Here is a 23562-nt window from a genome sequence, read left to right on the forward strand (position 1 = left end):
AGCGTTGGCGGATGGATGACCGTTCGCGTATTGGCGCTTTTCTTGAAATGATGTCGGCCGAGCGGGGCGCAAGCCCCAATACGCTCGACGCCTATGGGCGTGACCTGCTGGACGCCTCCGAATTCTGCGGCCTGCGCCTGGTGACCGCCTCTTCGGCAGACCTGTCAAACTGGCTGGCAGACCTGGCCGCGCGCGGCATGGCGCCCTCCACCCAGGCCCGGAAACTGTCGGCTGTGCGCCGCTTCTTCCGCTTCCTCTTCCAGGAAGGTGACCGGAAAGACGACCCCACCGCCCGCCTGGATGGCCCCTCGCCCGAACGGGAAGTGCCCGATGTGCTGTCCCGTGAGGAAGTGGCCCGGCTGATCGCCGCCTGCGAACCGGACAAACGCCTGAAATGCCTGGTGGAGCTGCTCTATGGCGCGGGCCTGCGCGCCTCCGAGCTGGTAACCCTGCGTGTGGGCAACCTGCCCCGCCGCAAGGCCGGGCAATGGATGAGCGCCGACATCATCATTCGCGGCAAGGGCGGCAAGGACCGCCTCTGCCCCCTCGGCCGGGCGGCCCTGATCGCGCTGGCGCAATGGCTGGATGTGCGGGAGGAAAGCCTGCCGGATAATCCTCTGCTGCGCGGCAAGGCAGAAGGGTTCGTCTTCCCCTCGCGCGGCAAGGAAGGCCATCTCACGCGCCGGCGGCTGGGGCAGATGCTGGAAGACCTCGCCACAAAAGCCGGGATAAGGTCAGAACGGGTCTACCCGCACGCCCTTCGCCATGCCTACGCGACCCACCTTCTTCAGGGCGGGGCAGACCTCCGGGTTGTGCAGACCCTTCTCGGTCACGCCGACATCGCCACGACGCAGATCTACACCCACGTCCTGACCGATGAACTCGCCGAACTGCTGGAAACGGCCCACCCCCTGGCGGTGGCAGGCCACAGCCGCCGCTAACCTCAGGCGATCGCCGAGCCGCGGGTATTGACCCAGAAAGCGTGAACAACGCCGGGCAGCCAGCCGATCAGCGTCAGCAGCACATTCAGCAGGAATTGCAGGCCGAGACCTTCCTTGATCAGCACCGCGACCGGCGGCAGGAAAATCGTCAGCAGGATCATCAATAACGACATGGGAGTACCTTTCCGTCTCGTGTGAGAGGAAAACGCATCAGAGTGCCGGGCGTTCCGTCACACCCTGCCGGTTTGACGCGGTGCAGCACCGCCCTTAATCCTTGCCCGGCAAGAGGGAGCCCCAGATGAGCCAGAAAACGCCGCGCAATTTCTTCAAGCCGCTCGCCATCGGCGCGCCTGAGCCCTATCGCGAACTGCCGGTGAAGCTGGAGCGCATGATCCATTTCGTGCCGCCGCATCTGGAGAAAGTGCGCGCCAAGGTGCCCGAAATGGCCCCCACGGTGGACGTGATGCTGGCAAACCTGGAAGACGCCATTCCTGCAGACGCCAAGGACGCCGCCCGCGCCGGCGCCATCGAGATGGCTAACATGTATGACTGGCAGGCCAAAGGCACCGGCTTCTGGAGCCGCGTGAACTGCCTCAACTCCCCCTGGTTCCAGGAGGATGTGTCGGAGCTGGTCCTGAAAGCCGGCCACCAGCTCGACGTGATCATGCTGCCAAAGGTCGAAGGGCCATGGGACATTCACTTTGCCGATCAATATGTCGCCCAGCTGGAAGCCAAGGCCGGCCTCAAACGCCCCATCCTCTTCCACGCCATTCTCGAAACCGCCGAAGGCGTGGCCCGCGTCGAGGAGATCGCCCTCGCCTCCCCGAGAATGCAGGGTATCAGCCTTGGCCCGGCAGACCTTGCCGCCAGCCGCAAGATGAAGACCACCCGTGTGGGCGGGGGCCACCCCTTCTACCGCGTGATCGAAGACCCCAAGGCCGACGGCAGCGCGCGCGCCAGCGCCCAGCAGGACCCCTGGCACTACACCATCGCCCGCCTGGTCGATGCCTGCCGCATGGCCGGCATCAACGCCTTCTATGGCCCCTTCGGCGACATTGCCGATCTTGACGCCTGCGAGCAGCAGTTCCGCAACGCCTTCCTGCTGGGCTGCGCGGGCACCTGGAGCCTGCACCCCAATCAGATCGCGATTGCCAAGCGCGTCTTCTCGCCCGATCCCGATGAGGTGAAGTTCGCTCGCAAGATCCTCGCCGCCATGCCCGATGGCTCCGGCGTCGCCATGATCGATGGCAAGATGCAGGACGACGCCACCTGGAAACAGGCGAAGGTGATTTCGGATCTGGCAGACCTTGTTGCGTCGAAAGATCCCGACCTTGCCGCCGCCTATGCTGGTTGAATTGGCCCTCGCCAAAATCCTGAGACAGGCCTAGCCTGCGCCGGTGAGGAACCGGCAGGAGCAAGCCATGTTGAGGACAATCGCAGGACTATTCGGAACCATTCTGGCCCTTTCCGGCCACGCTGCGGCAGATGAAGTCTGGACCACGAATGTGGGCGAGATCGTTTATGAGGCTGATCTGGAAACCGGCGAGGCGATCCTCTCCTTTCCTGGCGAGACCGGCCAGCGCCTGATCGGTATCTTTCCGGGCCTTGCGGGGGTGAGCGAGGGGCGCGGCTTCTACGCCGGCGTCTGGGTTGATCCTGACACCGCCACGGACGGCCTCTGCCCCGCCGCAATGAGCGACCCGCTGGGCGGCGGCAAAGCCTATACCTGGGGCCGGATGGACATCATCTTCACCAAGCCGGACTTTCCGGGCGGCTTCGTTGTGATGAAGGGCACCTGTTTCGATCAGGCAACCGATTATCTGATTGCCGAGCCGGTGGTGGGGGAATAGCCCCTCCCCCGCCTGCGCCCATCGCCCTCCTCTTTTCAAGGATACTCCATGGCAAAACACCTGATCCCCGAAACCGGCCACAGCCCGAACCTGCAGGCCTGGTTCGACTGGATGACCCGTGACCACTCCGCCGAGGGCCTGTCCACTCTCCTCGCCGAAAACGTCGTGTTCAAAAGCCCGGTCGTCCACACGCCGCAGGAAGGCAAGGCGATCACCATGGCCTATCTGCTGGCCGCCGGTGAAACGCTGGGCAATGACGATTTCCGCTATACCCGCGTGTTCGATTGCGGCGACCGCGCCGTCCTCGAATTCGAGACGATGATGGACGGCATCCTCGTCAACGGCGTGGACATGATGGAATGGAACGCTGATGGTCAGATCACGGATTTCAAAGTGATGGTCCGCCCGCTGAAAGCCATCCAGACAGTCCACGCCGCCATGGGCGCCATGCTGGCGAAGATGAAGGCGGGTGCGTGAAGGCGCCGGTTCTTGAAACTGAACGTCTGGTTCTGCGGGCCGCCGAGCCCCGCGACATTGATGCGTCAGCGGCGATGTGGGGCTCTGAAGAGGTGACCCGTTTCATTGGCGGCAAACCGCGCTCGCGCCAGGATGCCTGGTTTGGTCTTCTGCGTGGGATCGGCCTCTGGGAAATGAAGGGCTTCGGCTATTGGGTGGTCACCGACAAGGCGAGTGGCGCCTATCTTGGCGAAGCTGGCTTTGCCGACTTTGAACGCGGCTTGCCGAAGGATCTGATCTGGGGGCCGGAAGCGGGCTGGGCCTTCGGACCAAAGGCCTGGGGCAAGGGCTATGGCACCGAAGCCGTGCGCGCGATCCATGACTGGTTGGACGGAACAGAGTTCGCCAGCAGCTGCTGCGTGATCGAGCCGGACAATTCCGGATCACGGCGCGTCGCCGAAAAGCTCGGCTACAGTCATACCGGCGAAACACTGCTGGGCGGCGTGACCGTCTACACCTACCGGCGCGGCGCCTGATAGGCTTCCGGGCTGCCCGTCTCGTCATTGGCGCCCAGAGGCTTCCACGCGCGCAGAAGTTCCAGGAAAGCCTGATCCGGCAAGCCGGGGCTATAGAGGAAACCCTGCGCCATGGTGCATCCGCGGCGGCGCAGGAAATCTGCCTGCTTGGTCGTCTCCACGCCTTCGGCAACCGTCTTCAAGCCCAGGGTTTCGGCCATGGCGAGGATCATCTCGACAATGGCCGGCGCCTGACGATCCGTCTCCAGCGCAGAAACAAATTGCCGGTCAATCTTGAACACATCGAAGGGCAGCTGGGTGAGGGTCGCAAGGTTTGAATGGCCCGTGCCGAAATCGTCGATGGCAAGCTTGGTGCCCATCGCCCGCAGCGGCGAGATGAACTCGGCCACGCGGCCCGGATCCGACACCGCCATGCTTTCGGTGATCTCCAGCTCCAGCCGCCGGGGGTGGAGCCCTGAGCGGCGCAGCGCGCCCATCACGGTTTCGGTCAGGTCATTGCGCTGGAACTGGCTGGGGGAGACGTTGACGGCAACGGTTACGTCATGGCCTTCAAGTTCCCAGGTGCGCGCGGCTTCACAGGCCGCTTCCAGGATCTGCTTGCCAATCTCCTCGATCAGGCCGGCTTCCTCCGCCACCGGAATAAAAGCGGCCGGTGAAATCAGCTTGCCATTCGAGCGGCGCCAACGCGCCAGCGCCTCGGCGCCGACGATACGGCCCGTGGCAAAATCGATCTTCGGCTGGAACACGGCCTTGAATTCGCGGTTCTCCACCGCGTCGCGCAGCTCTGCCTCAAACCGGTAGCGCCCCTGCACGATGCGCGTCAGGCGCGGGGTGAAGAAGCGGAAACCGGATTGAGATTCGTTGCGCACAAGGCGCAGGGCCAGCTTGGCATTCTGCATCAGCTTCTGCGGCGAATCGGCGTCTTCCGGCGCCATCACGATGCCGCCCGACAGCGATATCGTCACTGGGCGGCCGAGGATGGTGAACGGCTCGTTGAAAGCGTTACGGATCGCCCGGGCAATCGCGATCACATGTTCGCGGCTTCCCGCGTTCGGCATGAACAGCGTGAACTGGTCGGCCGTCAACGCTGCCAGCATGGAACCGCGCAAGGCTGAAGCCGAGGGGTCGGGCACATCGCTCAGCGCTTTTGAAATCCGCTGGGCAGCAGCATGGATCATCATATCGCCATGCCCTGCCCCCACCTGCTCAACCAGATGCGCAAACCGGTCAATGTCCAGCAGGATAAAGGCGGCGGGACGCTCGAAACTGGCGCTGGGAAGGATCTCGAAGATGCGCTTCTCGGCGGCGATGGCATTGGGCAGGCCGGTGCGGCTGTCGCGATAGGCGATCTTGCGGAGGTGATCATTCTCCCGCTTCAGCTTTCGCACGGTGCGCGTGGTGGCCACGCGCAGGCGCCGCAGTTCTGGAAACTGCAGGGAGTAGAGGTCCGCGTCCACGTCCCCGCGGGTCGACATCATGTACGTGGTAAACCGCAGGAACACGTCCTGCAGCGGGCGCGCCAGCAAGTAGCAGACGGTGGCGGAGGTGACGATCGTGAACAGCAACATACCCACGATCACCGGCAGGGGAACGGAAAACCCGATCGGCGCATTCTGGCTGTTGGTGCGGAAAATCACCTCGGCGGCAACGATCAGGGCAAACAGGAAAATCGATAAAAGCCCGCCTGCGATCCCGGCAAATGCCGGAATGGTGAGGCTGCCGGTCAGACGGCCGATGAGGCTTCCCTGTTTCAATCCATTGCCCGCCACGGGTGCCCAACTAAGTAATTCCCGCAGAAACTGCCCTATAGATGTTTAGGAATCCGTGAACACAGATGCGCTAGCTGTTGCGCCTCCGGCAGTTTATATGGCCTCTCATGACAAAGAACCGCACTGCAGACGTCACCCGTAAGACAAAGGAAACCGATATTTCGGTTTCCGTTAACCTTGATGGCACCGGCAAAGCCGAGATCGAGACGGGAATCGGCTTTTTCGATCACATGCTGGACAGCCTGGCCCGCCATTCGCTGATCGACCTGAAAGTGCACTGCCAGGGCGACACCCATATCGACTTCCACCATTCGGTGGAGGACACCGGCATCGTGATCGGCCAGGCAATTGCTCAGGCGCTGGGCGATTTTGGCGGCATCACGCGCTTTGGCCATGCCTATATCCCGATGGACGAAACGCTGACCCGCGCCTCCATCGATCTCTGCAAGCGCCCCTATCTGATCTGGAAGGTGGAGTTCCGGCGCGACAAGATCGGCGAGATGGACACCGAACTCTTCAAGGAGTTCTTCCATGCCCTCGCAGGTAATGGCGGCATGTGCCTGCATGTCGAGAACATCTATGGCGAGAACAACCACCACATCGCCGAAAGCTGTTTCAAGGCCACCGCCCGCGCCCTGCGCACAGCCATCACGGTAGACCCGCGCCTCGGCGGCAAACCGGCCAGCACCAAGGGCAGCCTCTGATCCGGCGCAAAGCCCGCGCCTAAATGGCGTGGGCGTCGATCACCGCATCGATCAGCGCAGGCTCAGCGGGCACCTGCCCGTCCAGCATCAGCATGGCGAGGCCATGCACCAGCGCCCAGGATTTCAGCCGCCGCGCCTCCCGCAGCCCGGCAGGCATGTCCCGCCCATAAAGATCATCCAGCGCCCGCACCAGCAGGGTCATGCCATCCTCCGGCCTGTCTTCGGCGCAAGGCTGCGGCGCGCGGGCAGGGCCTGCGCCCGGCTGCGCCATCATCAGCCGGAACAGGGCCGGATGGGCGAGGGCAAACTGAACATAGGCCCGGCCCATGGAGATAAAGGCAGCCATGCGGTCCCCCTTCCCCGCCATCGCCTTTTCGAAAGCAGCCGCCATCATGGCGTGGCCTTCGGTGCACAGCGCGCTGAGCAGCGCCGCCTTGTCCGGAAAGTGGCGGTAGACCGCCGTGGCCGACACCCCGGCATTACGCGCAATCTCTCGCAGGCTCAGCGTCTCCGCCGGGCCTGAACCAATCAGCTTCAGCCCCTCCGCGATCAGCGCCGCGCGCAGGTCGCCATGATGATAGCGGTTTTTCTCCCCGCCTATGTTGACAGTGTTATCATTCTCGATCATGTTGTCACCGTAAACATTGTTCCCAGCGTCCGCAACCTGGCTGCTTCAAAGGAGCCCACCATGCCCAGCCCCGTCGAAACTGCCATTCGCAGCGTTGTTACCAAAGGCATCATGGGCGTGGCGGGCTTCAACCGCGCGCACCGCAAGTCCAGCGCGCCCAATCCTTACCTCACCGGCATCCATCAGCCGATGGAAGCTGAATACACCCTGACGGACCTCAAAGTGACCGGCACCATCCCGCCTGCGCTGAATGGTCTCTACCTGCGCAACGGCCCCAACCCTTTCAGCCCGCCCAACCCCGCCACCCATCACTGGTTCGTCGGCGACGGGATGCTGCATGGCGTGCGCCTGGAGGGCGGCAAGGCGCTCTGGTATCGCAACCGCTGGGTCCGCTCGCCCCAGATCAGCCAGGCCCTTGGCGAGCCTCCCGCCCCCGGCCCGCGCACACCGGCCGGGTCTGAAAGTCCGAACACGAATGTTGTCGCCATGGCCGGGCGCATCTGGGCGCTGGTTGAGGCGGGCGGCCTGCCGGTGGAAGTGTCCGATACGCTGGAAACCCGCGCCCGCAGCGATTTCGGCGGCCTCCTGCGCCAGGGCTACACCGCGCACCCCCACCTTGATCCGCTGACCGGCGAGACCCATGCCATCTGTTATACCGGCCAGAACCAGACCACCATCTGGCACACCGTGATCACCGCCGAGGGCGCCGTGCGCCGCCACGAGCCCATCGCCGTGCAGAACGGCCCCTCCATCCATGACTGCATGATCACCCGCAATTATGTGATCGTGATGGATCTGCCGGTCACCTTCTCCATGGCGGCGCTGATTGGCGGGGCGTCCTTCCCCTATCGCTGGAACCCGAAACACACCGCCCGCATCGGCCTCCTCCCCCGTGAGGGCAAGGGCAGCGACATCCTCTGGTGCGATGTTGAGCCCTGTTACATCTTCCACCCGGCCAACGCCTATGAAACCGAAGACGGCAAGGTGATCATGGATGCCTGCGTGCATCAGGATATGTTCGTGGACGGAAACACGGGCCCCAATGGCAGCATCTGCGCCTTTGAGAGCCTGGAGATAGACCCCGCCGCCCGCGCCGTAACCCGGCGCATCATCGACGACGCCCCGCAGGAATTTCCGCGCCCGGACGAACGCCGCATCGGCCAGCCCTACCGCTATGCCTACACCGTCGCCCTGCCCGCGCAGGGAGACCCGAGCTTCATGGGCGACCCGCGCCTCTTCAAGCATGACCTCGGCGCCGGCACGCGCGAGGTGCACGATTTCGGCCCCGGCCGCATGCCCGGCGAGTTCGTCTTCGTGGCGGCCCATGAAACCGCCGCCGAGGATGAAGGCTGGCTGATCGGCTATGTCATCGACACAGCCTCCGACACCACCGGCCTCGTGATCCTCAATGCGCAGGATTTCACCGGCCCGCCGGTGGCCAGCATCGCCCTGCCCCACCGGATTCCGCCCGGCTTCCATGGCAACTGGGTGCCACTTGGCTGACGGCGCCCGGCGCCTGTGTCGCAAACGCGCTTGATTGCCATGGCCGCGCGCCCCCGCTAAGAGCGCGGCCATGACCCGCGTGGCCCTCATCGATTACGGTTCCGGCAACCTGCATTCCTGCGCGCGCGCCCTCGCCGCCGCGGCAGGGGACGCCGCCGCCATCCACGTCACCGCGCGCCCTGAAGACATCCTCGCGGCCGGGCGCATCGTGCTGCCGGGCGTGGGCCACTTTGCCGACTGCGCCGGCGCCCTGCGCGCCATTCCCGGCATGGTGGAGGCCCTGGAAGAGGCCGTGCTGCGCAAGGGCCGGCCGTTCCTCGGCATCTGCGTGGGCATGCAGCTGATGGCAGACATCGGCCTGGAGGACGGCGAAACCCCCGGCCTTGGCTGGGTGCATGGCATCGTCGAAGCGCTCGTCCCCGCCCCCGGCCTGCCCGTGCCCCATGTCGGCTGGAACGAGCTGATGATCCCCGCGCCCCATCCCGTTCTGGCGGGCCTGGGCGACAAGCCCCACGCCTATTTCACCCATTCCTACGCCTTCCGCCCGGAAAACCAGGGAGAGGTCGCCGCCTGGACCGACTATGGCGCCCCGCTCGCCGCCGCCATCGCCCGCGACAACCTCTTCGGCACGCAATTTCACCCCGAAAAAAGCCAGCGCCTCGGCCTCACCCTGCTCGCCAACTTCCTGGAGTGGACCCCATGACCTTCTAGCCCCCTCTCCCCTGGGAGAGGGGGTTGGGGGTGAGGGAGCGCAACGCCTCCCCGCGCCCCCGGCCAGACTGTACCACCCCCTCACCCCTGCCCCTCTCCCGAGGGAGAGGGGTTCAAGCAAAAGACGACACCATGACCTTCACCCTCTACCCCGCCATTGACCTGAAAGACGGCGCCTGCGTGCGCCTGCTGCGCGGGGAGATGGACGCGGCCACCGTGTTCAACACCGATCCCGGCGCCCAGGCCCGCGCTTTCCATGAGATGGGCTTCACCCATCTGCATGTGGTGGACCTGAACGGCGCCTTCGCGGGCGCGCCGGTGAATAAGGCCGCCGTGGAAAGCATCCTCAAATCCACCCCCGCCCCGGTTCAGCTCGGCGGCGGCATCCGCACGCGCGCGCAGATTGATGCCTGGCTGGAGGCCGGCATCTCCCGCGTCATCCTCGGCACCATTGCGCTGCGCGATCCTCAGCTGGTGAAAGACGCCGCCCGCGCCCTGCCCGGCCGCATCGTCGTCGGCATCGACGCGAAGGACGGCATGGTCGCCGTGGAAGGCTGGGCCGAAACCAGCGACATGCGCGCCACAGAGCTCGCCAAGGCCTTCGAAGGCTGCGGCGTCGCCGCCATCGTGGCGACAGACATCGGCCGCGACGGCCTCAAAACCGGCGTCAATGTTCCGTTCACGGCAGAGCTGGCCAACGCCGTCTCCATCCCCATCATCGCCTCCGGCGGCGTCAAAAGCGTAGACGACATCCGTGCCCTGAAGGCCAGCGGCGCCCCCATCGCCGGCACAATCCTGGGCCGCGCGCTCTATGACGGGGATATTGTGGCGAGCGAGGCGATTGGGGTGGCGGGTCGCAATGTAGGGGTATGAGCTGGCCAATGGCCGCAGTTGATCCCAAATTCCAGCCTCTGCTGGTTAGGCTGAAACCCTCACGGCAGACAACTCTAAGTTCAATTGCATTTACTAGACTTGCACATTTTAGGCGCAATAGGATTATATTACAGGTTTAGTTAACTCGGCATCACCGCGCTTTGGAGAACTTGTTGTCTGCAGGAACAGAAGCCCTTGTAGATCCATTAATTCTCGGATGGTTGCGCAAATCAGCTGGCTTCACAGTTGATCAGGTCGCACATCGTCTGAAGAAAGATAAGGAGTTTATATTCGCTTCCGAACGCGGCGAGGTCAGTCTGACTATAGGACAAGTACGAGACCTGGCCGATTTATACAAACGGGCGTTATCGGACTTCTTCCTCCCGACGCCTCCGAAGGAATCAGCTCTCCCTCATGATTTTCGGAGGCTGCCAGGCGAGGTGGCCGGTACCTATTCGCCCAAACTAATTCGAGAACTTAAAACTGCGCGAGACAGGCGGGATGTTGCGCTCGATCTTTTCAACAGCATGGATCAAACCGTTCCATCCTTGACGGCAAAGCTTAACAGTGGAGCCGATCCAGAGTCGGCGGGCGAATTAATACGCAGGGTATTAAAGGTATCAATCTCGGATCAGCTTACTTGGGGCGATGGTGCTGGCGCTTACAAAGCATGGCGCGCGCTCATCAGAAACGCGGGCGTTCTTGTATTCCAATTCGACACTGTTCCGGAAGATGAGGTCTTGGGGTTCTCACTTTCCGACCGACCCCTGCCTGTAGTTGGAGTAAGCGTCAAACAAACAGAGAACCGCAGAACATTTACGATACTCCACGAGTTTGTGCATGTGCTGATGCAAGAAAGCTCAGTGTGCGACATAGATGATTTCCAACCCCGCAACCCAACAGAGATGGCTGTAGAGGTGTTTTGCAATGCGAGCGCCGCAGCGGCTTTGATGCCAAAATCTGATTTTCTAAACCACTCAGTTGTTAGAAACCACAGACAACGATCAAACTGGTCAGACACAGAGATTTCGGAAGCCGCTCGCGATTTTGGTGTAAGTCGCTTTGCGCTTGTCCGCCGCCTACTGACGCTAAACTTAACTACTAGGGATTTTTATGCGCAAAAGCAGGCTCAGTACACGGCTGAATATAAGAGCCTTAAAGCTGCTCAGCGCGAGAAAAACGCCGATAAAGAATTTCGCCGCAGCTATTCTGACCGAGCCGTCCACAATCTAGACCATTCCTTCATTAGGTCGGTCCTCCAAGGCTATCATTCGCGCCAGTTGACTTTGCTTGACGCCTCCAACCTTTTGGACGTTCGCCCGGAAAGAGTAAAGGAAGTCGAGGTTAAGCTGACGAGGGCAGCTGGTTGAACCCGTTAGCTTCCAAATATTGTATCGACACTAGCGCCTTAATTGAGTGGTGGGCCGACTCTTATGGGCCTGATATCTTCCAATCGATTCCGGAACGAATGGCAAAGTTGGTTCAGGAAGGACGTCTTCGGGCTTCTCGTTCAGTAAAAGATGAAATCAAAGAGGGCCCAAAGGACGAACCACTGGATCTGGCGCGGTGGTGTCGAAGCCAACCAAACTTTTACGAAGAAGACGATGCTGCGGTTCAAAAGGTCGTCAAAGACTTACTTCTAAAGTACCAGAACCCGCCAAAAAAGAAAAATAAAGGGATCAACGGGGCAGATCCGTTTGTTGTTGGACGGGCGCACGTCTGGGGAACAAGTTGGTGTGTCGTATCAGCGGAGAGACCCTCGAATGGCAGTCTCTATAATCCGAATATTCCGTTTGTATGCGCCGAAATTGGCGTAGAACATATCGACTTTCAAACGCTCATGAGGCGAGAAGGGTGGAAACTGCTTTGATGCGTGCTGACTTCGATGCCAACAGAGTGTCGCTCTCCACCAGCCTTTCCGAATAGACCCGCGCCCCCACGCCGGCTTGCCAGGCGCGCCCTTTTCTGGTGCCCTTGAGGCCGCCCCACAACCCTGGCCGGAATCCCCCGCCAGCAACTCCAAAGGCCCGGCGTGAAACGCTTGCCCGCCCTTCTTGCTGCTGCTGCGCTGCTGGCGGCGCTGCCCGTCCCCGCCGGGGCGCAGGGCGCGCTGGTCGCCACAGCGGCTGAGCTCACCGCGCAGGCAGAGACGCTCCAGCCCGGAGACTGGGTGTGGGCGCCCGCACTCTCCCCCGCGGGCCCCGTCACCCTGTTTGTGGACCTGACCCGGCAAACCGCCACCGTCTATCGCAATGGCGTGCGCATCGGCATCTCCACCATCTCTTCCGGCAAGCCCGGCCATGAAACGCCCACGGGCGTTTTCGTCATCCTGCAGAAGGATGCCGATCACCGGTCAAACCTCTATGACAACGCCCCCATGCCCTATCAGCAGCGCCTCACCTGGGATGGCATCGCCCTGCATGCCGGCGCCCTGCCCGGCTATCCGCAGAGCCATGGCTGCATCCGCCTGCCGCTGGAATTTGCCAAACGCCTCTTCGCCGTCACAGAGATGGGCGGCACCGTGATCGTCTCCGGCGTGGCGGGAGAGCCCGCGATCACGCCCGCCCCCGGCCTCTTGGCCGCCGAAGGCCCCGGCGGCGTGCCGCTGGACCATGCCCCGCTGGCAGGGGATGAGCTTTACCGCTGGATGCCGGACGGCGCGCCCGAAGGCCCGCTCACCCTCGTCATCTCGCGCCGCGATCAAACCCTGGTGGCCCTGCGCGGGGCCGCCGAAATAGGCCGCGCCCGCCTCTATGTGCCGGAAGGCGAAACCGCCACGCGCGTGCTGATGCTCAGCCCCTCTGTGGACGGAGCACTCCACTGGATCCAGCTGGAACTGCCCGAAGGCACGCCCGGCGCGCCGGTCGCGTCGCTCCCCCCTGCCGCGCCCGATGAGCTTGCCGATCAGGCGCTGCTGCCGCCCGCCTTTGCAGAGCTTCTGGCGCCCCTGCTGTTGCCGGGCACCACCATCCTGATCACGCCGGACTCTCTGGAAGAAGGCTCCGGCGGCCTGCCCCTCACCATCGTTGACGCCATCGGCTGAGCGCCTGAAAGTCTTCCTTCAGCGCGCCGATGAAAGCGGCCGCCGCAACCGCCGCCGCGTGCGCAAGGCATGGGCCAGATCGCTTTCCCCGCCGCCGGGCGCGCTGCCCACATCCAGCCGGGACAATCCCGCCGCCAGCCGCGCCAGCGTTTCGGCCTCGTCATTCTGTAGTCTCGCGGCGGTTTTCCGCTCTGTCTGTTTCATGTCCATGTCTGTCTCCTGGTGCTTACTTCGTCAGTTCGCTCGGTCGAGATCAGCCTCCCGTGGCGTCAATATAGGCCAGCGCGCCGCCCCTTCCCACCCCGCACAACCTTAAGGATTGTTTGCATTCGCCCGGCTTTGGCGGCAAAGGAGCGCCCATGCTGAAAACGCGCATCATCCCCTGCCTCGATGTGAAAGACGGGCGCACCGTGAAGGGCGTCAACTTCGTGGACCTGAAAGACGCTGGCGACCCCGTCGCCCTCGCCCGCGCCTATGACGCCGCCGGCGCCGACGAGCTCTGCTTCCTCGACATCACCGCCAGCCATGAAGGCCGCGGCACGCTGCTGGAAACCGTCAGCCGCACGGCCGAGGCCTGCTTCATGCCGCTCACCGTGGGCGGCGGCGTGCGCTCGGTGGAGGATATGGTCGCCCTCCTGCGCGCGGGCGCAGACAAGGTGGCCATCAATTCGGCCGCTGTGGCAGATCCAGCGCTGATTTCCGCCTGCGCCGCCAAGGCCGGCCGCCAATGCGTCGTCGTGGCCATCGATGCGCGCGCGGTGGACGGCCATTGGGAAATCTTCACCCATGGCGGGCGCAAGCCCACCGGTATCAACGCGGTCGAGTTTGCCCGCGAGGCGGCCAAGCGCGGCGCCGGCGAAATCCTGCTCACCTCGATGGACCGGGACGGGACGAAATCAGGCTATGACATTCCGCTCCTGAAAGCGGTCTCCTCCGCCGTCACCATCCCCGTCATCGCCAGTGGCGGGGCGGGCAGCGTGAGGGACTTCGCCCCCGCCGTGATCGAAGGCGGCGCCAGCGCCGTTCTGGCCGCCTCCATCTTCCATTTCGGCGAAGCGACTTTGGCAGAGGCGCGCGCCGCCCTGGCCGAAGCGGGCGCGCCGGTGCGGGTGGTCTAAGCCCCTCTCCCGTGGGAGAGGGGTTGGGGTGAGGGCATCCCGCCCCACCCCCTCTGCACAAACTTTAGAGTTCCGCTCCCCCTCATCCCCAACCCCTTCTTCCGAAGGAGAAGGGGCTTGAAACGTTACTCCGTAAACACCGGCTTGCGCTTCTGCATTTCCGCCATCACCGCTTCCATCTGATTGGGTGTACGGATCACCTTCTTCTGCTCGTCGCTTTCCATTTGCAGCAGCTCGGCATCGGTGCTGTCGGCCATCGCGTTCAGCAGGCGTTTGGCGGCCTGCATCGCGGCGGGGTTCTTGCTCGCCATCAGCTTGGCGAGCCACAGTGCATCTTCCAGCGGCGTCTCGGAAACCTTGGTGGCAAAGCCCAGCGCATGGGCCTCGGTGCCCTTGAACTCGCGGTTGGTGTAAGTCAGCTCACGGAGCACATCGTCGCGCACATTGCCGCGCCATAGCGGGAAGCCCGCCATGTCCGGCACGAGGCCCCATTTCATTTCCATGATCGCGCAGCGCGTGTCGGGATGAATGATGCGAACATCTGCGCCGGAGAGAATCTGGAAGCCGCCGCCAAAGGCCACGCCATGGGCCGCCGCAATCACCGGCACGGGCAGCTCGCGCCAGCCCCAGGCCACGTATTGGGCAAGGTTGGCAATGCCATGGCTGCGATCGCCCAGATTGGAGGTCACATTCCCCTGCCCCGGTTTCTTGTCTTCGCTCGCGGCGAAGTTCGAAAGGTCGAGACCAGCACAGAAGGCACGGCCCTCGCCGGAAAGCACCACCACACGCAGGCCCTTGGTGGCCTTCAGCGTGTCGATGGCTTCGGCAATGCCGGCAAACATCGCGCTGTCGAGGGCATTCATCTTGTCAGTGCGGGTCAGGCGCACATCGGCAACGCCGTCATCCAGCAGGGTAATCGAAACGCGGTCTTTCATCTTGGCTTCCTCCGGAACTTTGAGGTGAAGCTGGCGCCCTTCCGCTGGGGACGTCAAGCGGTCTGGAGGGCGGAAGTCCGCGCAAACTTTCCAGGGGGCTGGCCAACATGGCGGCTGAACGCGGTGCTGAACGTGCTGGCCGATCCATAGCCCACCCGGCGGGCGACCTCATCCATCGGCAAATCCTCCCGCCGCAGCAGGTCCTTGGCCAGGGCCATCCGCCAGGCCAGCAGGTATTCCATGGGCCGCAGGCCGACCGTGCGGGTAAACCGGTCAAAAAAAGCAGAGCGGGAGAGGCCCGCCTCCCGGCCGAGTTCATCAATCGTCCAGGGCTTCTGCGGGCCCTCATGTATCTGCCGGAGCGCCTCCGAGATGCGGGCATCTGACAGCCCCCGGAGCAGCCCTGGCGCCGCATCGCCACTTTGCGATGCGCGCAGCGCCTCGATCAGCAACACTTCCACAAGGCGCTCCAGCACCAGGTCACGCCCGGCTCTCTCACCGCTGGCTTCCTGCCCGAACAGATGCACGAGCGCCGAAAGCCGGCTGTCGCCATGAATATGGATCAAGCGCGGAAGAAGCGACACGATCAGGGCGGCGTCGGGCGAGTCAAAGAGAAAATACCCGCCCTGCAACCGCACATCCGGCGGGCCTGACGCACGGCCGTGCCGCACTTCTTCACCGGAACGCATCGCTTTCCTTGGATCGATCCGCTTTGCAGCCGCAGGCTCGAAGCCAGACATCGTGAAAGCCGGCGTGGAAGGCAAAAGCACAAAGTCACCTTCCTCCAGGGTGATTGCGGGCTCGCCGGCAACGGCCAGCCGGCACCGCCCTTCGAGCACCGCGCAAAAGCCCGGATGTCCGAACTCGGAATAACTGACCGCCCATCTTCCGGCGCCGCTGATGCCCTTGGAGAACATCGCGCTGGGCCGCAGCAAACGGATCATTTGAGAAAGGGGATCGATCATTCCGGACTTTTGCAAATGAAATTGAGACTATTGATTGATGATAGTCCTGATCACGCACCTTATTCTCTCTCCTGTCAAGCACAGACAGGAAAGGAACTCTCACCATGAACACCGTCCTCATCACCGGCTGTTCGTCCGGCTATGGCCTTGAAACGGCCCGCTACTTCCATGCCCAGGGGTGGAACGTTATCGCCACCATGCGCACGCCCCGCGAAGGGATCCTGCCCCCGTCCGCCCACATGCGCGTTCTGCCTCTGGATGTGACCCGGCCGGAGAGCATTGCAGACGCGCTGGGGATGGCCGGCCCGATTGATGTTCTCGTGAACAATGCCGGTGTCGGCGTTGTCGGCGCTTTCGAAGCAACGCCCATGGCGCATATCCGCAAGGTGTTCGAGACCAACACTTTTGGCGTCATGGCCATGTGCCAGGCAGCGATACCGATGTTCCGGGCCCGGAAGTCTGGAGTGATCGTCAACGTCACCTCCAGCGTGACCCTCGCCCCGATGCCGCTGGCTGCGGCCTACACAGCCAGCAAGCAAGCGATTGAAGGCTTCACCGGCTCGCTCGCCCATGAGCTTGCCTATTTCGGGGTCCGCGCCAAACTGGTGGAACCCGGCTACGCACCAACGACACGCTTCTCGCAGAATACCGAAGTGCGCCTCGAAGACCTGATTCCGGAAAGCTATGCCGGCTTTGCAGGGCCCATCCTTGAAGGCTTTGCCACCCCCGCCTTTATCACAACGGAGCAGGACGTTGCCGAGGCCATCTGGCGCGCCGCGGGCGATCTCACCGGCCAGCTCCGCTTCCCCGCTGGCCCGGATGCCGTGGCCCTCGCCGCAGCCTGACCGGCAATGCGCCTTCCCGCCCCTTCTCCCGGCAGGGAGAAGGGGTTAGAGGAAGACTATGACTGCCAAAGCCCCCCTCGCCTCGCCTGCGCGCCTCGCCGCTGCCCTGACGCATCTTGCCGAAACCATCGATGCACGCGCCCTTGAGGGCGACGCCGCCTCAAGCTGGACGGCGAAGCTCCTGGCCAAGGGCCCGGATGCCGCCGCCGCGAAAGTCGCCGAGGAAGGGGGCGAGCTGGCCGAGGCCGTTCGCCGCGAGAGTGACGAGCGCGTGGCGAGTGAAGCGGCGGACGTCCTCTACCATGTCTTCGTCGCGCTCCGGTCGCGCGGGGTGGCCCTTGATGCGGTGGCCGCCGCCCTCGAAAAACGCCAGGGCACGTCCGGCATCGCCGAAAAGTCTTCCCGGCCCTCCGGGAGCTGAAAAACTCCAACGGCGTTGGAGTTTCTGGCCTCGCCGTTGGAGTTTTTCTTGGAGTTTTTTGCGCCCTTATCCACGGGATAGGACCAGCGGTATCCGCATGCCTGTCAGTCTGGGCTAAATGGCCTTCTGGACCGCTGCGCCGCGCCTGCGGGCAGCGAACGTCAGTTCACCTGCAACGCTCAATTTCAAGCTCACTGGCATCGCGGGCTTCAAGGATCTCCGTAATAAAAAGGCGCCCCCTATATTTCCCCATATGGCCAAAATCTTCCATCAGATTGTCCGCACGTTGCACGCCTCCGCGCACACGGAGGTATCGATTGGCGGCCTGCAAATCCAGCCAAGCCGGATCATTGAGGTCAACGCCCATTGCCACGCCCATCGCATCTGGATCGTCTGTCCAGAATTCCGCCCACCATCGCTCATCCACATCACAGGGTTTGAAAGCGCTACGTTCAAAACTTGATGCATAGAGCCCTTCAAACTCCGCAATGTGTTGACTGGCGTTTCCCCCGGAAACGGTGTCATCGGATGGCGCAGCCTCCGGAATACTGTCCTTTCCGCCGCTGCAAGCCACTATGCAGAGCAAAGCTGCCATTGGGAGTTTTAGCGGGGGGGGCACGCCCTTCACTAGAACTCCTTCGGGGGCTTGAGGCGCCGTTTTGTCTGGTGGGCATCGGCCTTCTCGCCATCGGGCTTCTCGCCGCGCATGTAATGGCGCTGCCAGCGCTCCTTCATGGCGTTTTCCTCGCCAGATTTGAGGCGCGTGTTGAAGTCCGCCCGGCTTTCCCGCCAGCCTTCATATTCCTTCACCAGCTCCGGATTGGTTTTCAGCAGCTTGCGCTCCGGGGTGATCTCTTCCAGCCGCTTGTGTTCCATAAGTGTAATGAAAGCAAAGGGTTCTCCCTTTTTGAAGATCACCTCACCCGGCCGCGTCATCTGCCAGTTCATGGTGAAGGGAAAGGGCAGCCAGTCTGTCTCCACCAGGCCCGTCAGCGGCGCGATCCCGTCCTTCGGCCAGTTGGGCGCCCCGGTCACCCACACGCCCCAGCCGGGCGGCGTGCGGAAGAGGTGCCCGGTATGGAACGTCACGATCCCGCGCATGAAATGGGCGTCCGCAAAGCTCGGAATCGCGCGCGGATCGCCCGTCGTCAGAAGCTGGATGTCTTCATTCCGCGGCCCGCCATTCCATTTGATCTTGATGTCCATCGGGCAGAGAATTTCCCAGCCCGTGGAGTTCGCCATCGTCAGCGGCAGGCACCGGTAGGGGTGGCGATCGGTGAAGGCGTCCATCCACTCCCGGTCAGACCGGCCGGGCACGATCTCGGGCGCCACATCGTAAATCTTATAACATTCAAGGCGCATGGGCTGGGTTTCCGCTTCCTGGCTGCTTGACGGCAAGGCAAAGTCCTGCCCCAAAGGAGCCCATGCCTGCAAGCCCTGATGACCTCTTCGCCTATCTCGACAGCCTCGGCATAGCCCACCAGACCACCTGGCATGAGGCCATGTTCACCGTCGAGCAATCCGCCGCGCTGAAGGCCGACATGCCGGGCGCCCACACAAAGAACCTCTTCCTGAAAGCCGCCGATGGCGATCTCGTCCTGATCGCCGCCGAAGCGCATAATCAGTTGAAGCTCAACCAGCTGCACCGGAAGATCGGCACAAAACGCCTCTCCTTCGGCGCCCCGGATCTGATGACCGAAGTGCTCGGTGTCACGCCCGGTTCGGTCACCGCCTTTGCCCTGATGAACGACCGCCCGGCCCGCGTGCGGTTCCTCGTCGATGCAGTCCTTGCCGGCGCGGACATCGTGAACTTCCACCCGCTGACCAACACCGGAACAACGGCCATCAGCCAGGCAGATTTCCGCCGCTTCGTTGAAGCGACCGGGCACAGCTTTGAAATCTTGGATTTTTCCGAGCTCTGAACCGGCCCCGCTTGACCCCATGGCCGCTTGGCGCGCAGGCTGGCGCATACGCCCTGCCTGTTTGAGCCTCGCCATGAAGCCGCAAGAGCCTGCATCCCCGTTCGAAATCGACATTCGCCTGCGGTCGCTGGACGAACTTTTCAACTCGCTCGACCCCTCCCCCCTCGTAGACCGCGATATCGACGATGCCATCGAGGATTTCATCGTGGATTCCGTGCCGGAGGCTCCGCGCGGCGCGCAGATCTCCCTGGTCCTCCATCTGCCCATAGGCCATCTGAGCGGCCTTGACCCGGCCGCGCTGGAGCAGTCGATCACCAACTACTTCTCATTTCTGGAAGCCCGGCAGACGCGGCAGCTCAGGCTATTCCTGAAGGAAAGCCGCCGGGACGCGCTGGTCGGCCTTCTCTTCCTGATCGCCTGCATTGCCGGCAGCCAGCTGGTCCGCGCGCTGGGGCCCAGTATGAGTACGGCCCTCATCAGCGAAGGGCTGATCATCATCGGATGGGTCGCAAACTGGCGCCCCGTCGCGGCGTTCCTGTATGACTGGAGACCGATGCGGGAGAAGGCGCGCATCTATGCCCGCCTCTCCGCCCTCCGGCTTCAGCTGCGCGAAGATGTCAGGAAAGCGCCTTCGCCGTTTCCGGCTTGATGATGCCGCGATTGAGCAGTTCCTCGGCGATCTGCACGGCGTTAAGCGCAGCACCCTTGCGCAGATTGTCCGACACGCACCAGAAGGCGAGGCCGTTCTCCGTGGTGGGGTCGTTGCGGATGCGGCTGATATACGTCGCCCACTCGCCCACGCACTCTTTCGGCGTGATATAGAGGTCTTCCTTGGGATCATCGACCACCATCAGGCCGGGGCTTTCGCGCAGCAGGGCGCGGCACTCATCGGCCGTCATATGGCCAATGGTCTCAATATGGACAGCTTCGGAATGGCCAACGAACACCGGCACGCGCACGCAGGTGGCGACCAGTTCGATGCTTTCGTCGACGATCTTCTTCGTCTCGACGCGCATCTTCCATTCTTCCTTCGTGTAACCGTCATCCATGAACACATCGATCTGCGGGATCAGGTTGAAGGCGATCTCTTTCGGGAAGACTTCCGGGGTAGGCTCATCGTTCACGAACACGCCGCGCGTCTGGTTCCACAGCTCGTCCATCGCGTCCTTGCCCTTGCCGGAAACCGACTGATAGGTGGCCACAACGACGCGCTTGATGCCCACGGCATCATGGATGGGCTTTAGCGCCACAACCAGTTGGGCGGTCGAGCAGTTGGGGTTCGCGATAATGCCCTTCTTCTCATAGCCGAGCACGGCGTCTGCGTTCACTTCCGGAACGACCAGCGGCACATCCGGGTCCATCCGCCACTGCGAGGAGTTGTCGATCACGATGGCACCGGCCTTGGCGATCTTGGGCGACCAGACCTTCGAAACAGACCCGCCAGCCGACATCAGGACCAGATCAACCTTGCTGAAGTCAAACTGTTCGAGGTCATGGCATTTCAGCGTGCGGTCGCCATAGGACACTTCCTTGCCGATGGAGCGGCGCGAGGCGACAGCGTAGACTTCATCCGCCGGAAACAGCCGCTCATCGAGAATATTGAGGAGTTCCCGCCCGACATTGCCTGTGGCGCCGACAACCGCAATGCGTGTGCCCATGATAATCTCCTCTTGTGCTTGTTCGCGGGCTATATGGCCCATCTCGACCGCATCTTAAAGCGGCTTGTGCAATTCCCCCGCGTCGGGCAGGACTGCCCCGGGCTTAACAGGGCGGAGCTGGGATCATGCTCGACGAGATAATCCGCAAGTATATCGCGGCGTATAATGAGCGCGATATTGACGGAATGCTGTCCTATGTGACCGAGGATGTGGTGTTCGAGAACATCTCCAATACCGGCCAATCAATGCGCCTGGAAGGCAAGGAGATGATGCGCCAGGTAGCTGAGGTTTCCGGCAATGCCTTCTCCTATCGCCGCCAGCGGCTGATCAACCTCGTCTCCGGCGCCGGCAAGGCCGCCGCCGAAATCGAGTTTGAAGGCCGCGCGGCCGTTGACCTTCCGACCGGCGTGAAAGCCGGCCAGTCGGTCAAGGTGCGCGGGGCAAGCTTCTTCGAATTCCGCGGCCCCCTGCTCTGCCGGATTGCCGATTACAGCTAGGCAGAGAAGCGGCGATCATATTCGCTGCGCAGGCGCACCCAATTGTCCCAGTGGGGCCCAGGCTTCGTTCCGGCGAGCTTCGCTTCCAGAACATCCACATGCGCATGCCAGCCGGCGGAGACGCTGAGCAGGACATCGCGCGTCGGCGGGCGGCGGTGGGTGATGGTCAGCAGCGTGTCTTCGCCCTTCTCGGCCAGTTCGAACAGAACGTCCGACTGCACGCCCCAGCTGATGAAGAGACGGCGCGGCGGGTCTACGTCGAGGATTTTGCAGGTCATGCGGTTTTCTGCGCCCATGCCTTCTGGCCGCGCGCCCGGCGGATCGGTCAGTTCATCATTGCGCCAGACAAATTCAAACTCGGCGCCGGGAGAAAGATCCATAACGCCCGAGGCGAGCCATTGCCGGCGCAGCTCGCTCTGCGTGAGATAGTCCCAGACGCGGGCCACCGGGCCAGGCAGCAGACGCTCAAGTTTCAGAACCGTCGGCTCGATAAGTTGGCCGTAGGCGGAGGATTTCGTGGTCTGGGTCATGATTTCTTTCCTTTGGGGGGTGAAGCGCTGGCATCTGCCTCGCGCAGCAGGCGTTCGAGAGTGTCGAGGCGGCCAGTCCAGAAGCGTTCATAGAAGGCAAGCCAGGATGAGGCGTCCGCGAGCGGGCCGGCCTCAAGATGGCAGACATGGGTGCGCCCGCGCACTTCGCGGCGGATAAGCCCCGCCCCTTCCAGCGCCTTGATGTGTTTCGAGGCTGCGGCAAGCGACATCTCGAAAGGCTCGGCAAGCTGGCTGACGGTGCGGGCACCTTCGGTCAGATCACGGAGCATATGGCGGCGGGTGGCGTCTCCCAAAGCATGGAACACGGCGTCGAGGCGGGGGGCATCTAGTTCAACCATGTGGTTGAATATAGACCGCGCCCCCGAATAGTCAACCATTTGGTTGAATTATTATCAGCCCGCCGCTTTCAGCATGGGCCGGCGCAATTCCGGGCTGAGCCCTTCGCCCATCAGATCGATGAAGTTTTCCGAATAGAAGCCTGTGATCTGCGATGGCGTGCAGCCCTGCAGCGTCTCATCAAACCGCTTTAGGGGATTTCGTCCGCCTTCCACATGCGGATAGTCCGACGAAAAGAGACAGATCTCGTCGCCCGCATTCCGGATGATCCAGCCGGCATCCTCATGCGGATAGGGCGCTGCGCGAAACTGACGGCGGACGATCTCTGAGGGTTTGGCCGAGAGTTTCTGAAGGCGCTCTTCATTGCGCACGAAGGCATGCGCCGCCGAATCCATCGCGCGCATCCATCCGGGAACCCAGGACGCACCAAGTTCGATGGCGCCCCATTTCAGTTTGGGGAAGCGGTCAAACACCCCGTCGAAAATCAGGGTTGCCAGCGTCTGCATCGCCGCGTTGGGAATGGGCATGTAGGATACGGAGGTGAAGTTGTCGTCACCGCCATGAAAATCCGGCACAGGCGAAAGCCCGTTCTCCTTGTAAACCGGGTTCATCTTCTCCTCGCCGCCCACATGCAGCAGGATCGGCAGACCCGCCTCTTCTGCCATGCGCCAGACCGGACCCAGACCGGCGTGGCTGGGCGAATGCTTCTGCGGGCAGAGCGAGGGAACCATCAGCGCCTTTGCGCCGAGCCGAATGGCGAGTCTCGCTGTTTGCTCCGCCCTCTGAAAATCTTCCAGCGGCACATAAGCCACCGCCCGAAGCCGCGGGTCGATGGCGCAGAAATCCGTAATCATCCGGTTGTGGGCGTCGGCGGCTGCGTAGCAGAGTTCCATGTCGTCTGACTGGTCGAGCCCGAAATTGCCCAGACAGAAAGTGGTGAAGACGAGTTGGCTGGCAAAGCCCAGCCGGTCGAGCGCGGCGGGCCGGTCTTCACGGCGGAAAGCGCCGAGCGCTTCATAATTCTTCTTCAGGAGAATCGCTTCCCCGGCTGCGGCGCGATAGGCAGCGTCCTCGTGCCGGGCGCGCTCCTCATTCATCCAGTGGGCGTGGGAGTGCTTCCATTTGTAGACCGGCAGCGCGTGATAGCGCTCCAGCAGGCGGCGCTCGAAATAGGGATCGAGCACATCCGTCATCTCCATCAGATGACTGTCGGCATCATGGATCAGCCGCCCGGCAGCGTATGACATTGCTTGTTTCCTCCGCTCTTCTTTTGAGCGGAGGATGTCACAAGGCAGATCGA

At 62.7% G+C, this 23562-nt stretch carries 30 protein-coding genes; 18 read left to right on the top strand and 12 right to left on the bottom strand.

Annotation, left to right across the window (positions count from 1 at the left end; genetic code table 11):
• Positions 1-11 precede the first annotated feature (11 nt).
• Positions 12-941 carry a tyrosine recombinase gene (locus tag ACQKI2_RS02060; RefSeq protein WP_427378073.1) on the top strand — a complete coding sequence of 310 codons (930 nt, stop codon included), beginning with the start codon at positions 12-14 and terminating at the stop codon, positions 939-941.
• A gap of 2 nt (positions 942-943) precedes the next feature.
• Here the strand turns inward: ACQKI2_RS02060 and ACQKI2_RS02065 are convergent, their stop codons facing one another.
• On the bottom strand, positions 944-1114 hold the full coding sequence (locus ACQKI2_RS02065) for a YqaE/Pmp3 family membrane protein (RefSeq protein ID WP_427378074.1): 171 nt from the start codon (positions 1112-1114) through the stop codon (positions 944-946).
• 125 nt (positions 1115-1239) lie between these two features.
• Here ACQKI2_RS02065 and ACQKI2_RS02070 point away from each other — a divergent pair, with 125 nt between their 5' ends.
• The 4 genes from ACQKI2_RS02070 to ACQKI2_RS02085 all read left to right on the top strand — a co-directional run bounded on the left by ACQKI2_RS02070 (position 1240) and on the right by ACQKI2_RS02085 (position 3783).
• Positions 1240-2295: an HpcH/HpaI aldolase/citrate lyase family protein gene (locus tag ACQKI2_RS02070; protein ID WP_427378075.1), complete on the top strand. Its 1056-nt coding sequence runs from the start codon at positions 1240-1242 to the stop codon at positions 2293-2295.
• A 67-nt stretch (positions 2296-2362) separates the two neighbouring features.
• Positions 2363-2791 carry a hypothetical protein gene (locus ACQKI2_RS02075; RefSeq protein ID WP_427378076.1) on the top strand — a complete coding sequence of 143 codons (429 nt, stop codon included), beginning with the start codon at positions 2363-2365 and terminating at the stop codon, positions 2789-2791.
• 48 nt (positions 2792-2839) lie between these two features.
• Positions 2840-3268: a nuclear transport factor 2 family protein gene (locus tag ACQKI2_RS02080; protein WP_427378077.1), complete on the top strand. Its 429-nt coding sequence runs from the start codon at positions 2840-2842 to the stop codon at positions 3266-3268.
• Positions 3265-3783, top strand: a complete 519-nt coding sequence (locus ACQKI2_RS02085) for a GNAT family N-acetyltransferase (protein ID WP_427378078.1) — start codon at positions 3265-3267, stop codon at positions 3781-3783. Before ACQKI2_RS02080 ends, ACQKI2_RS02085 begins: the two co-directional genes overlap by 4 nt.
• On the opposite strand, the gene ACQKI2_RS02090 is transcribed toward ACQKI2_RS02085, so the two are convergent.
• Entirely contained in the window at positions 3765-5537 is a 1773-nt protein-coding gene (locus tag ACQKI2_RS02090; RefSeq protein WP_427378079.1) for a putative bifunctional diguanylate cyclase/phosphodiesterase, read from the bottom strand. The two genes, ACQKI2_RS02085 and ACQKI2_RS02090, sit on opposite strands and share 19 nt — an antisense overlap.
• 122 nt (positions 5538-5659) lie before the next feature.
• Here ACQKI2_RS02090 and hisB point away from each other — a divergent pair, with 122 nt between their 5' ends.
• Positions 5660-6256 carry an imidazoleglycerol-phosphate dehydratase HisB gene (gene hisB, locus ACQKI2_RS02095; protein ID WP_427378080.1) on the top strand — a complete coding sequence of 199 codons (597 nt, stop codon included), beginning with the start codon at positions 5660-5662 and terminating at the stop codon, positions 6254-6256.
• A 19-nt stretch (positions 6257-6275) separates the two neighbouring features.
• On the opposite strand, the gene ACQKI2_RS02100 is transcribed toward hisB, so the two are convergent.
• Positions 6276-6884 carry a TetR/AcrR family transcriptional regulator gene (locus tag ACQKI2_RS02100; RefSeq protein WP_427378081.1) on the bottom strand — a complete coding sequence of 203 codons (609 nt, stop codon included), beginning with the start codon at positions 6882-6884 and terminating at the stop codon, positions 6276-6278.
• Positions 6885-6944: 60 nt separating this feature from the next.
• On the opposite strand from ACQKI2_RS02100, the gene ACQKI2_RS02105 reads away from it, so the two are divergent.
• The 6 genes from ACQKI2_RS02105 to ACQKI2_RS02130 all read left to right on the top strand — a co-directional run bounded on the left by ACQKI2_RS02105 (position 6945) and on the right by ACQKI2_RS02130 (position 13014).
• Positions 6945-8387: a carotenoid oxygenase family protein gene (locus ACQKI2_RS02105; RefSeq protein WP_427378082.1), complete on the top strand. Its 1443-nt coding sequence runs from the start codon at positions 6945-6947 to the stop codon at positions 8385-8387.
• A gap of 70 nt (positions 8388-8457) precedes the next feature.
• Positions 8458-9090, top strand: a complete 633-nt coding sequence (gene hisH, locus ACQKI2_RS02110) for an imidazole glycerol phosphate synthase subunit HisH (RefSeq protein WP_427378083.1) — start codon at positions 8458-8460, stop codon at positions 9088-9090.
• Between the two features lie 140 nt (positions 9091-9230).
• On the top strand, positions 9231-9971 hold the full coding sequence (gene hisA, locus ACQKI2_RS02115) for a 1-(5-phosphoribosyl)-5-[(5-phosphoribosylamino)methylideneamino]imidazole-4-carboxamide isomerase (RefSeq protein WP_427378084.1): 741 nt from the start codon (positions 9231-9233) through the stop codon (positions 9969-9971).
• A 173-nt stretch (positions 9972-10144) separates the two neighbouring features.
• Entirely contained in the window at positions 10145-11341 is a 1197-nt protein-coding gene (locus ACQKI2_RS02120) for an ImmA/IrrE family metallo-endopeptidase (RefSeq protein WP_427378085.1), read from the top strand.
• Positions 11338-11841 (top strand): DUF4411 family protein, encoded by a 504-nt coding sequence (locus tag ACQKI2_RS02125; RefSeq protein WP_427378086.1) that lies wholly within the window; start codon positions 11338-11340, stop codon positions 11839-11841. The genes ACQKI2_RS02120 and ACQKI2_RS02125 overlap by 4 nt, the downstream gene beginning before the upstream one ends.
• 162 nt (positions 11842-12003) lie before the next feature.
• Positions 12004-13014: a L,D-transpeptidase family protein gene (locus tag ACQKI2_RS02130; RefSeq protein ID WP_427378087.1), complete on the top strand. Its 1011-nt coding sequence runs from the start codon at positions 12004-12006 to the stop codon at positions 13012-13014.
• An 18-nt stretch (positions 13015-13032) separates the two neighbouring features.
• Here the strand turns inward: ACQKI2_RS02130 and ACQKI2_RS02135 are convergent, their stop codons facing one another.
• Positions 13033-13224 carry a hypothetical protein gene (locus tag ACQKI2_RS02135; RefSeq protein ID WP_427378088.1) on the bottom strand — a complete coding sequence of 64 codons (192 nt, stop codon included), beginning with the start codon at positions 13222-13224 and terminating at the stop codon, positions 13033-13035.
• Positions 13225-13373: 149 nt separating this feature from the next.
• Between ACQKI2_RS02135 and hisF the strand changes: the two genes are divergently transcribed.
• Complete coding sequence (hisF, locus tag ACQKI2_RS02140) at positions 13374-14132, top strand: imidazole glycerol phosphate synthase subunit HisF (RefSeq protein WP_427378089.1); 759 nt, start codon at positions 13374-13376, stop codon at positions 14130-14132.
• A 125-nt stretch (positions 14133-14257) separates the two neighbouring features.
• Here hisF and ACQKI2_RS02145 read toward each other — a convergent pair whose 3' ends face one another.
• Together ACQKI2_RS02145 and ACQKI2_RS02150 are read right to left on the bottom strand one after the other, a co-directional pair.
• Positions 14258-15067 (bottom strand): crotonase/enoyl-CoA hydratase family protein, encoded by an 810-nt coding sequence (locus ACQKI2_RS02145; protein WP_427378090.1) that lies wholly within the window; start codon positions 15065-15067, stop codon positions 14258-14260.
• A gap of 53 nt (positions 15068-15120) precedes the next feature.
• Complete coding sequence (locus ACQKI2_RS02150; RefSeq protein WP_427378091.1) at positions 15121-16032, bottom strand: AraC family transcriptional regulator; 912 nt, start codon at positions 16030-16032, stop codon at positions 15121-15123.
• 104 nt (positions 16033-16136) lie between these two features.
• On the opposite strand from ACQKI2_RS02150, the gene ACQKI2_RS02155 reads away from it, so the two are divergent.
• Together ACQKI2_RS02155 and hisE are read left to right on the top strand one after the other, a co-directional pair.
• Positions 16137-16877 carry an SDR family oxidoreductase gene (locus tag ACQKI2_RS02155; RefSeq protein WP_427378092.1) on the top strand — a complete coding sequence of 247 codons (741 nt, stop codon included), beginning with the start codon at positions 16137-16139 and terminating at the stop codon, positions 16875-16877.
• A 58-nt stretch (positions 16878-16935) separates the two neighbouring features.
• A complete protein-coding gene (hisE, locus tag ACQKI2_RS02160; RefSeq protein ID WP_427378093.1) occupies positions 16936-17298 on the top strand; it encodes a phosphoribosyl-ATP diphosphatase in 363 nt (120 codons plus the stop codon).
• 166 nt (positions 17299-17464) lie between these two features.
• Here hisE and ACQKI2_RS02165 read toward each other — a convergent pair whose 3' ends face one another.
• Both ACQKI2_RS02165 and ACQKI2_RS02170 read right to left on the bottom strand, forming a co-directional pair.
• The gene (locus ACQKI2_RS02165; RefSeq protein WP_427378094.1) at positions 17465-17893 is read right to left on the bottom strand and encodes a hypothetical protein; all 429 of its coding nucleotides are present in this window, start codon (positions 17891-17893) and stop codon (positions 17465-17467) included.
• Between the two features lie 32 nt (positions 17894-17925).
• Entirely contained in the window at positions 17926-18660 is a 735-nt protein-coding gene (locus ACQKI2_RS02170; RefSeq protein ID WP_427378095.1) for a DUF6065 family protein, read from the bottom strand.
• 62 nt (positions 18661-18722) lie between these two features.
• Here ACQKI2_RS02170 and ACQKI2_RS02175 point away from each other — a divergent pair, with 62 nt between their 5' ends.
• A complete protein-coding gene (locus ACQKI2_RS02175) occupies positions 18723-19220 on the top strand; it encodes a prolyl-tRNA synthetase associated domain-containing protein (protein WP_427378096.1) in 498 nt (165 codons plus the stop codon).
• Positions 19221-19293: 73 nt separating this feature from the next.
• The gene (locus ACQKI2_RS02180) at positions 19294-19869 is read left to right on the top strand and encodes a hypothetical protein (RefSeq protein ID WP_427378097.1); all 576 of its coding nucleotides are present in this window, start codon (positions 19294-19296) and stop codon (positions 19867-19869) included.
• On the opposite strand, the gene ACQKI2_RS02185 is transcribed toward ACQKI2_RS02180, so the two are convergent.
• Positions 19838-20878 (bottom strand): aspartate-semialdehyde dehydrogenase, encoded by a 1041-nt coding sequence (locus tag ACQKI2_RS02185; RefSeq protein ID WP_427378098.1) that lies wholly within the window; start codon positions 20876-20878, stop codon positions 19838-19840. The genes ACQKI2_RS02180 and ACQKI2_RS02185 overlap by 32 nt on opposite strands.
• A gap of 125 nt (positions 20879-21003) precedes the next feature.
• Here ACQKI2_RS02185 and ACQKI2_RS02190 point away from each other — a divergent pair, with 125 nt between their 5' ends.
• Positions 21004-21375, top strand: coding sequence for a nuclear transport factor 2 family protein (locus ACQKI2_RS02190; RefSeq protein WP_427378099.1), 372 nt, complete (start codon positions 21004-21006; stop codon positions 21373-21375).
• Here ACQKI2_RS02190 and ACQKI2_RS02195 read toward each other — a convergent pair.
• The 3 genes from ACQKI2_RS02195 to ACQKI2_RS02205 are packed head-to-tail and all read right to left on the bottom strand — an operon-like array spanning position 21372 to position 23509.
• A complete protein-coding gene (locus tag ACQKI2_RS02195) occupies positions 21372-21905 on the bottom strand; it encodes an SRPBCC family protein (protein ID WP_427378100.1) in 534 nt (177 codons plus the stop codon). The two genes, ACQKI2_RS02190 and ACQKI2_RS02195, sit on opposite strands and share 4 nt — an antisense overlap.
• Positions 21902-22264 carry an ArsR/SmtB family transcription factor gene (locus tag ACQKI2_RS02200; protein ID WP_427378101.1) on the bottom strand — a complete coding sequence of 121 codons (363 nt, stop codon included), beginning with the start codon at positions 22262-22264 and terminating at the stop codon, positions 21902-21904. The genes ACQKI2_RS02195 and ACQKI2_RS02200 overlap by 4 nt, the downstream gene beginning before the upstream one ends.
• Positions 22265-22318: 54 nt before the next feature.
• Entirely contained in the window at positions 22319-23509 is a 1191-nt protein-coding gene (locus ACQKI2_RS02205) for an amidohydrolase family protein (RefSeq protein ID WP_427378102.1), read from the bottom strand.
• Positions 23510-23562 lie beyond the last annotated feature (53 nt).

The sequence above is a fragment of the Hyphomonas sp. NPDC076881 genome, from assembly GCF_050269995.1.
Classification (GTDB): domain Bacteria; phylum Pseudomonadota; class Alphaproteobacteria; order Caulobacterales; family Hyphomonadaceae; genus Hyphomonas.

What these genes read in the sequence shown, in the direction of transcription:
- ACQKI2_RS02060 (WP_427378073.1), top strand. Translation starts at nt 12, where the DNA reads ATGGATGACCGTTCGCGTATTGGCGCTTTTCTTGAAATGATGTCGGCC.
- ACQKI2_RS02065 (WP_427378074.1), bottom strand. Translation starts at nt 1,114, where the DNA reads ATGTCGTTATTGATGATCCTGCTGACGATTTTCCTGCCGCCGGTCGCG.
- ACQKI2_RS02070 (WP_427378075.1), top strand. Translation starts at nt 1,240, where the DNA reads ATGAGCCAGAAAACGCCGCGCAATTTCTTCAAGCCGCTCGCCATCGGC.
- ACQKI2_RS02075 (WP_427378076.1), top strand. Translation starts at nt 2,363, where the DNA reads ATGTTGAGGACAATCGCAGGACTATTCGGAACCATTCTGGCCCTTTCC.
- ACQKI2_RS02080 (WP_427378077.1), top strand. Translation starts at nt 2,840, where the DNA reads ATGGCAAAACACCTGATCCCCGAAACCGGCCACAGCCCGAACCTGCAG.
- hisB (WP_427378080.1), top strand. Translation starts at nt 5,660, where the DNA reads ATGACAAAGAACCGCACTGCAGACGTCACCCGTAAGACAAAGGAAACC.
- ACQKI2_RS02100 (WP_427378081.1), bottom strand. Translation starts at nt 6,884, where the DNA reads ATGATCGAGAATGATAACACTGTCAACATAGGCGGGGAGAAAAACCGC.
- ACQKI2_RS02105 (WP_427378082.1), top strand. Translation starts at nt 6,945, where the DNA reads ATGCCCAGCCCCGTCGAAACTGCCATTCGCAGCGTTGTTACCAAAGGC.
- hisH (WP_427378083.1), top strand. Translation starts at nt 8,458, where the DNA reads ATGACCCGCGTGGCCCTCATCGATTACGGTTCCGGCAACCTGCATTCC.
- hisA (WP_427378084.1), top strand. Translation starts at nt 9,231, where the DNA reads ATGACCTTCACCCTCTACCCCGCCATTGACCTGAAAGACGGCGCCTGC.
- ACQKI2_RS02135 (WP_427378088.1), bottom strand. Translation starts at nt 13,224, where the DNA reads ATGGACATGAAACAGACAGAGCGGAAAACCGCCGCGAGACTACAGAAT.
- hisF (WP_427378089.1), top strand. Translation starts at nt 13,374, where the DNA reads ATGCTGAAAACGCGCATCATCCCCTGCCTCGATGTGAAAGACGGGCGC.
- ACQKI2_RS02145 (WP_427378090.1), bottom strand. Translation starts at nt 15,067, where the DNA reads ATGAAAGACCGCGTTTCGATTACCCTGCTGGATGACGGCGTTGCCGAT.
- ACQKI2_RS02150 (WP_427378091.1), bottom strand. Translation starts at nt 16,032, where the DNA reads ATGATCGATCCCCTTTCTCAAATGATCCGTTTGCTGCGGCCCAGCGCG.
- ACQKI2_RS02155 (WP_427378092.1), top strand. Translation starts at nt 16,137, where the DNA reads ATGAACACCGTCCTCATCACCGGCTGTTCGTCCGGCTATGGCCTTGAA.
- hisE (WP_427378093.1), top strand. Translation starts at nt 16,936, where the DNA reads ATGACTGCCAAAGCCCCCCTCGCCTCGCCTGCGCGCCTCGCCGCTGCC.
- ACQKI2_RS02165 (WP_427378094.1), bottom strand. Translation starts at nt 17,893, where the DNA reads ATGGCAGCTTTGCTCTGCATAGTGGCTTGCAGCGGCGGAAAGGACAGT.
- ACQKI2_RS02170 (WP_427378095.1), bottom strand. Translation starts at nt 18,660, where the DNA reads ATGCGCCTTGAATGTTATAAGATTTACGATGTGGCGCCCGAGATCGTG.
- ACQKI2_RS02175 (WP_427378096.1), top strand. Translation starts at nt 18,723, where the DNA reads ATGCCTGCAAGCCCTGATGACCTCTTCGCCTATCTCGACAGCCTCGGC.
- ACQKI2_RS02180 (WP_427378097.1), top strand. Translation starts at nt 19,294, where the DNA reads ATGAAGCCGCAAGAGCCTGCATCCCCGTTCGAAATCGACATTCGCCTG.
- ACQKI2_RS02185 (WP_427378098.1), bottom strand. Translation starts at nt 20,878, where the DNA reads ATGGGCACACGCATTGCGGTTGTCGGCGCCACAGGCAATGTCGGGCGG.
- ACQKI2_RS02190 (WP_427378099.1), top strand. Translation starts at nt 21,004, where the DNA reads ATGCTCGACGAGATAATCCGCAAGTATATCGCGGCGTATAATGAGCGC.
- ACQKI2_RS02195 (WP_427378100.1), bottom strand. Translation starts at nt 21,905, where the DNA reads ATGACCCAGACCACGAAATCCTCCGCCTACGGCCAACTTATCGAGCCG.
- ACQKI2_RS02200 (WP_427378101.1), bottom strand. Translation starts at nt 22,264, where the DNA reads ATGGTTGAACTAGATGCCCCCCGCCTCGACGCCGTGTTCCATGCTTTG.
- ACQKI2_RS02205 (WP_427378102.1), bottom strand. Translation starts at nt 23,509, where the DNA reads ATGTCATACGCTGCCGGGCGGCTGATCCATGATGCCGACAGTCATCTG.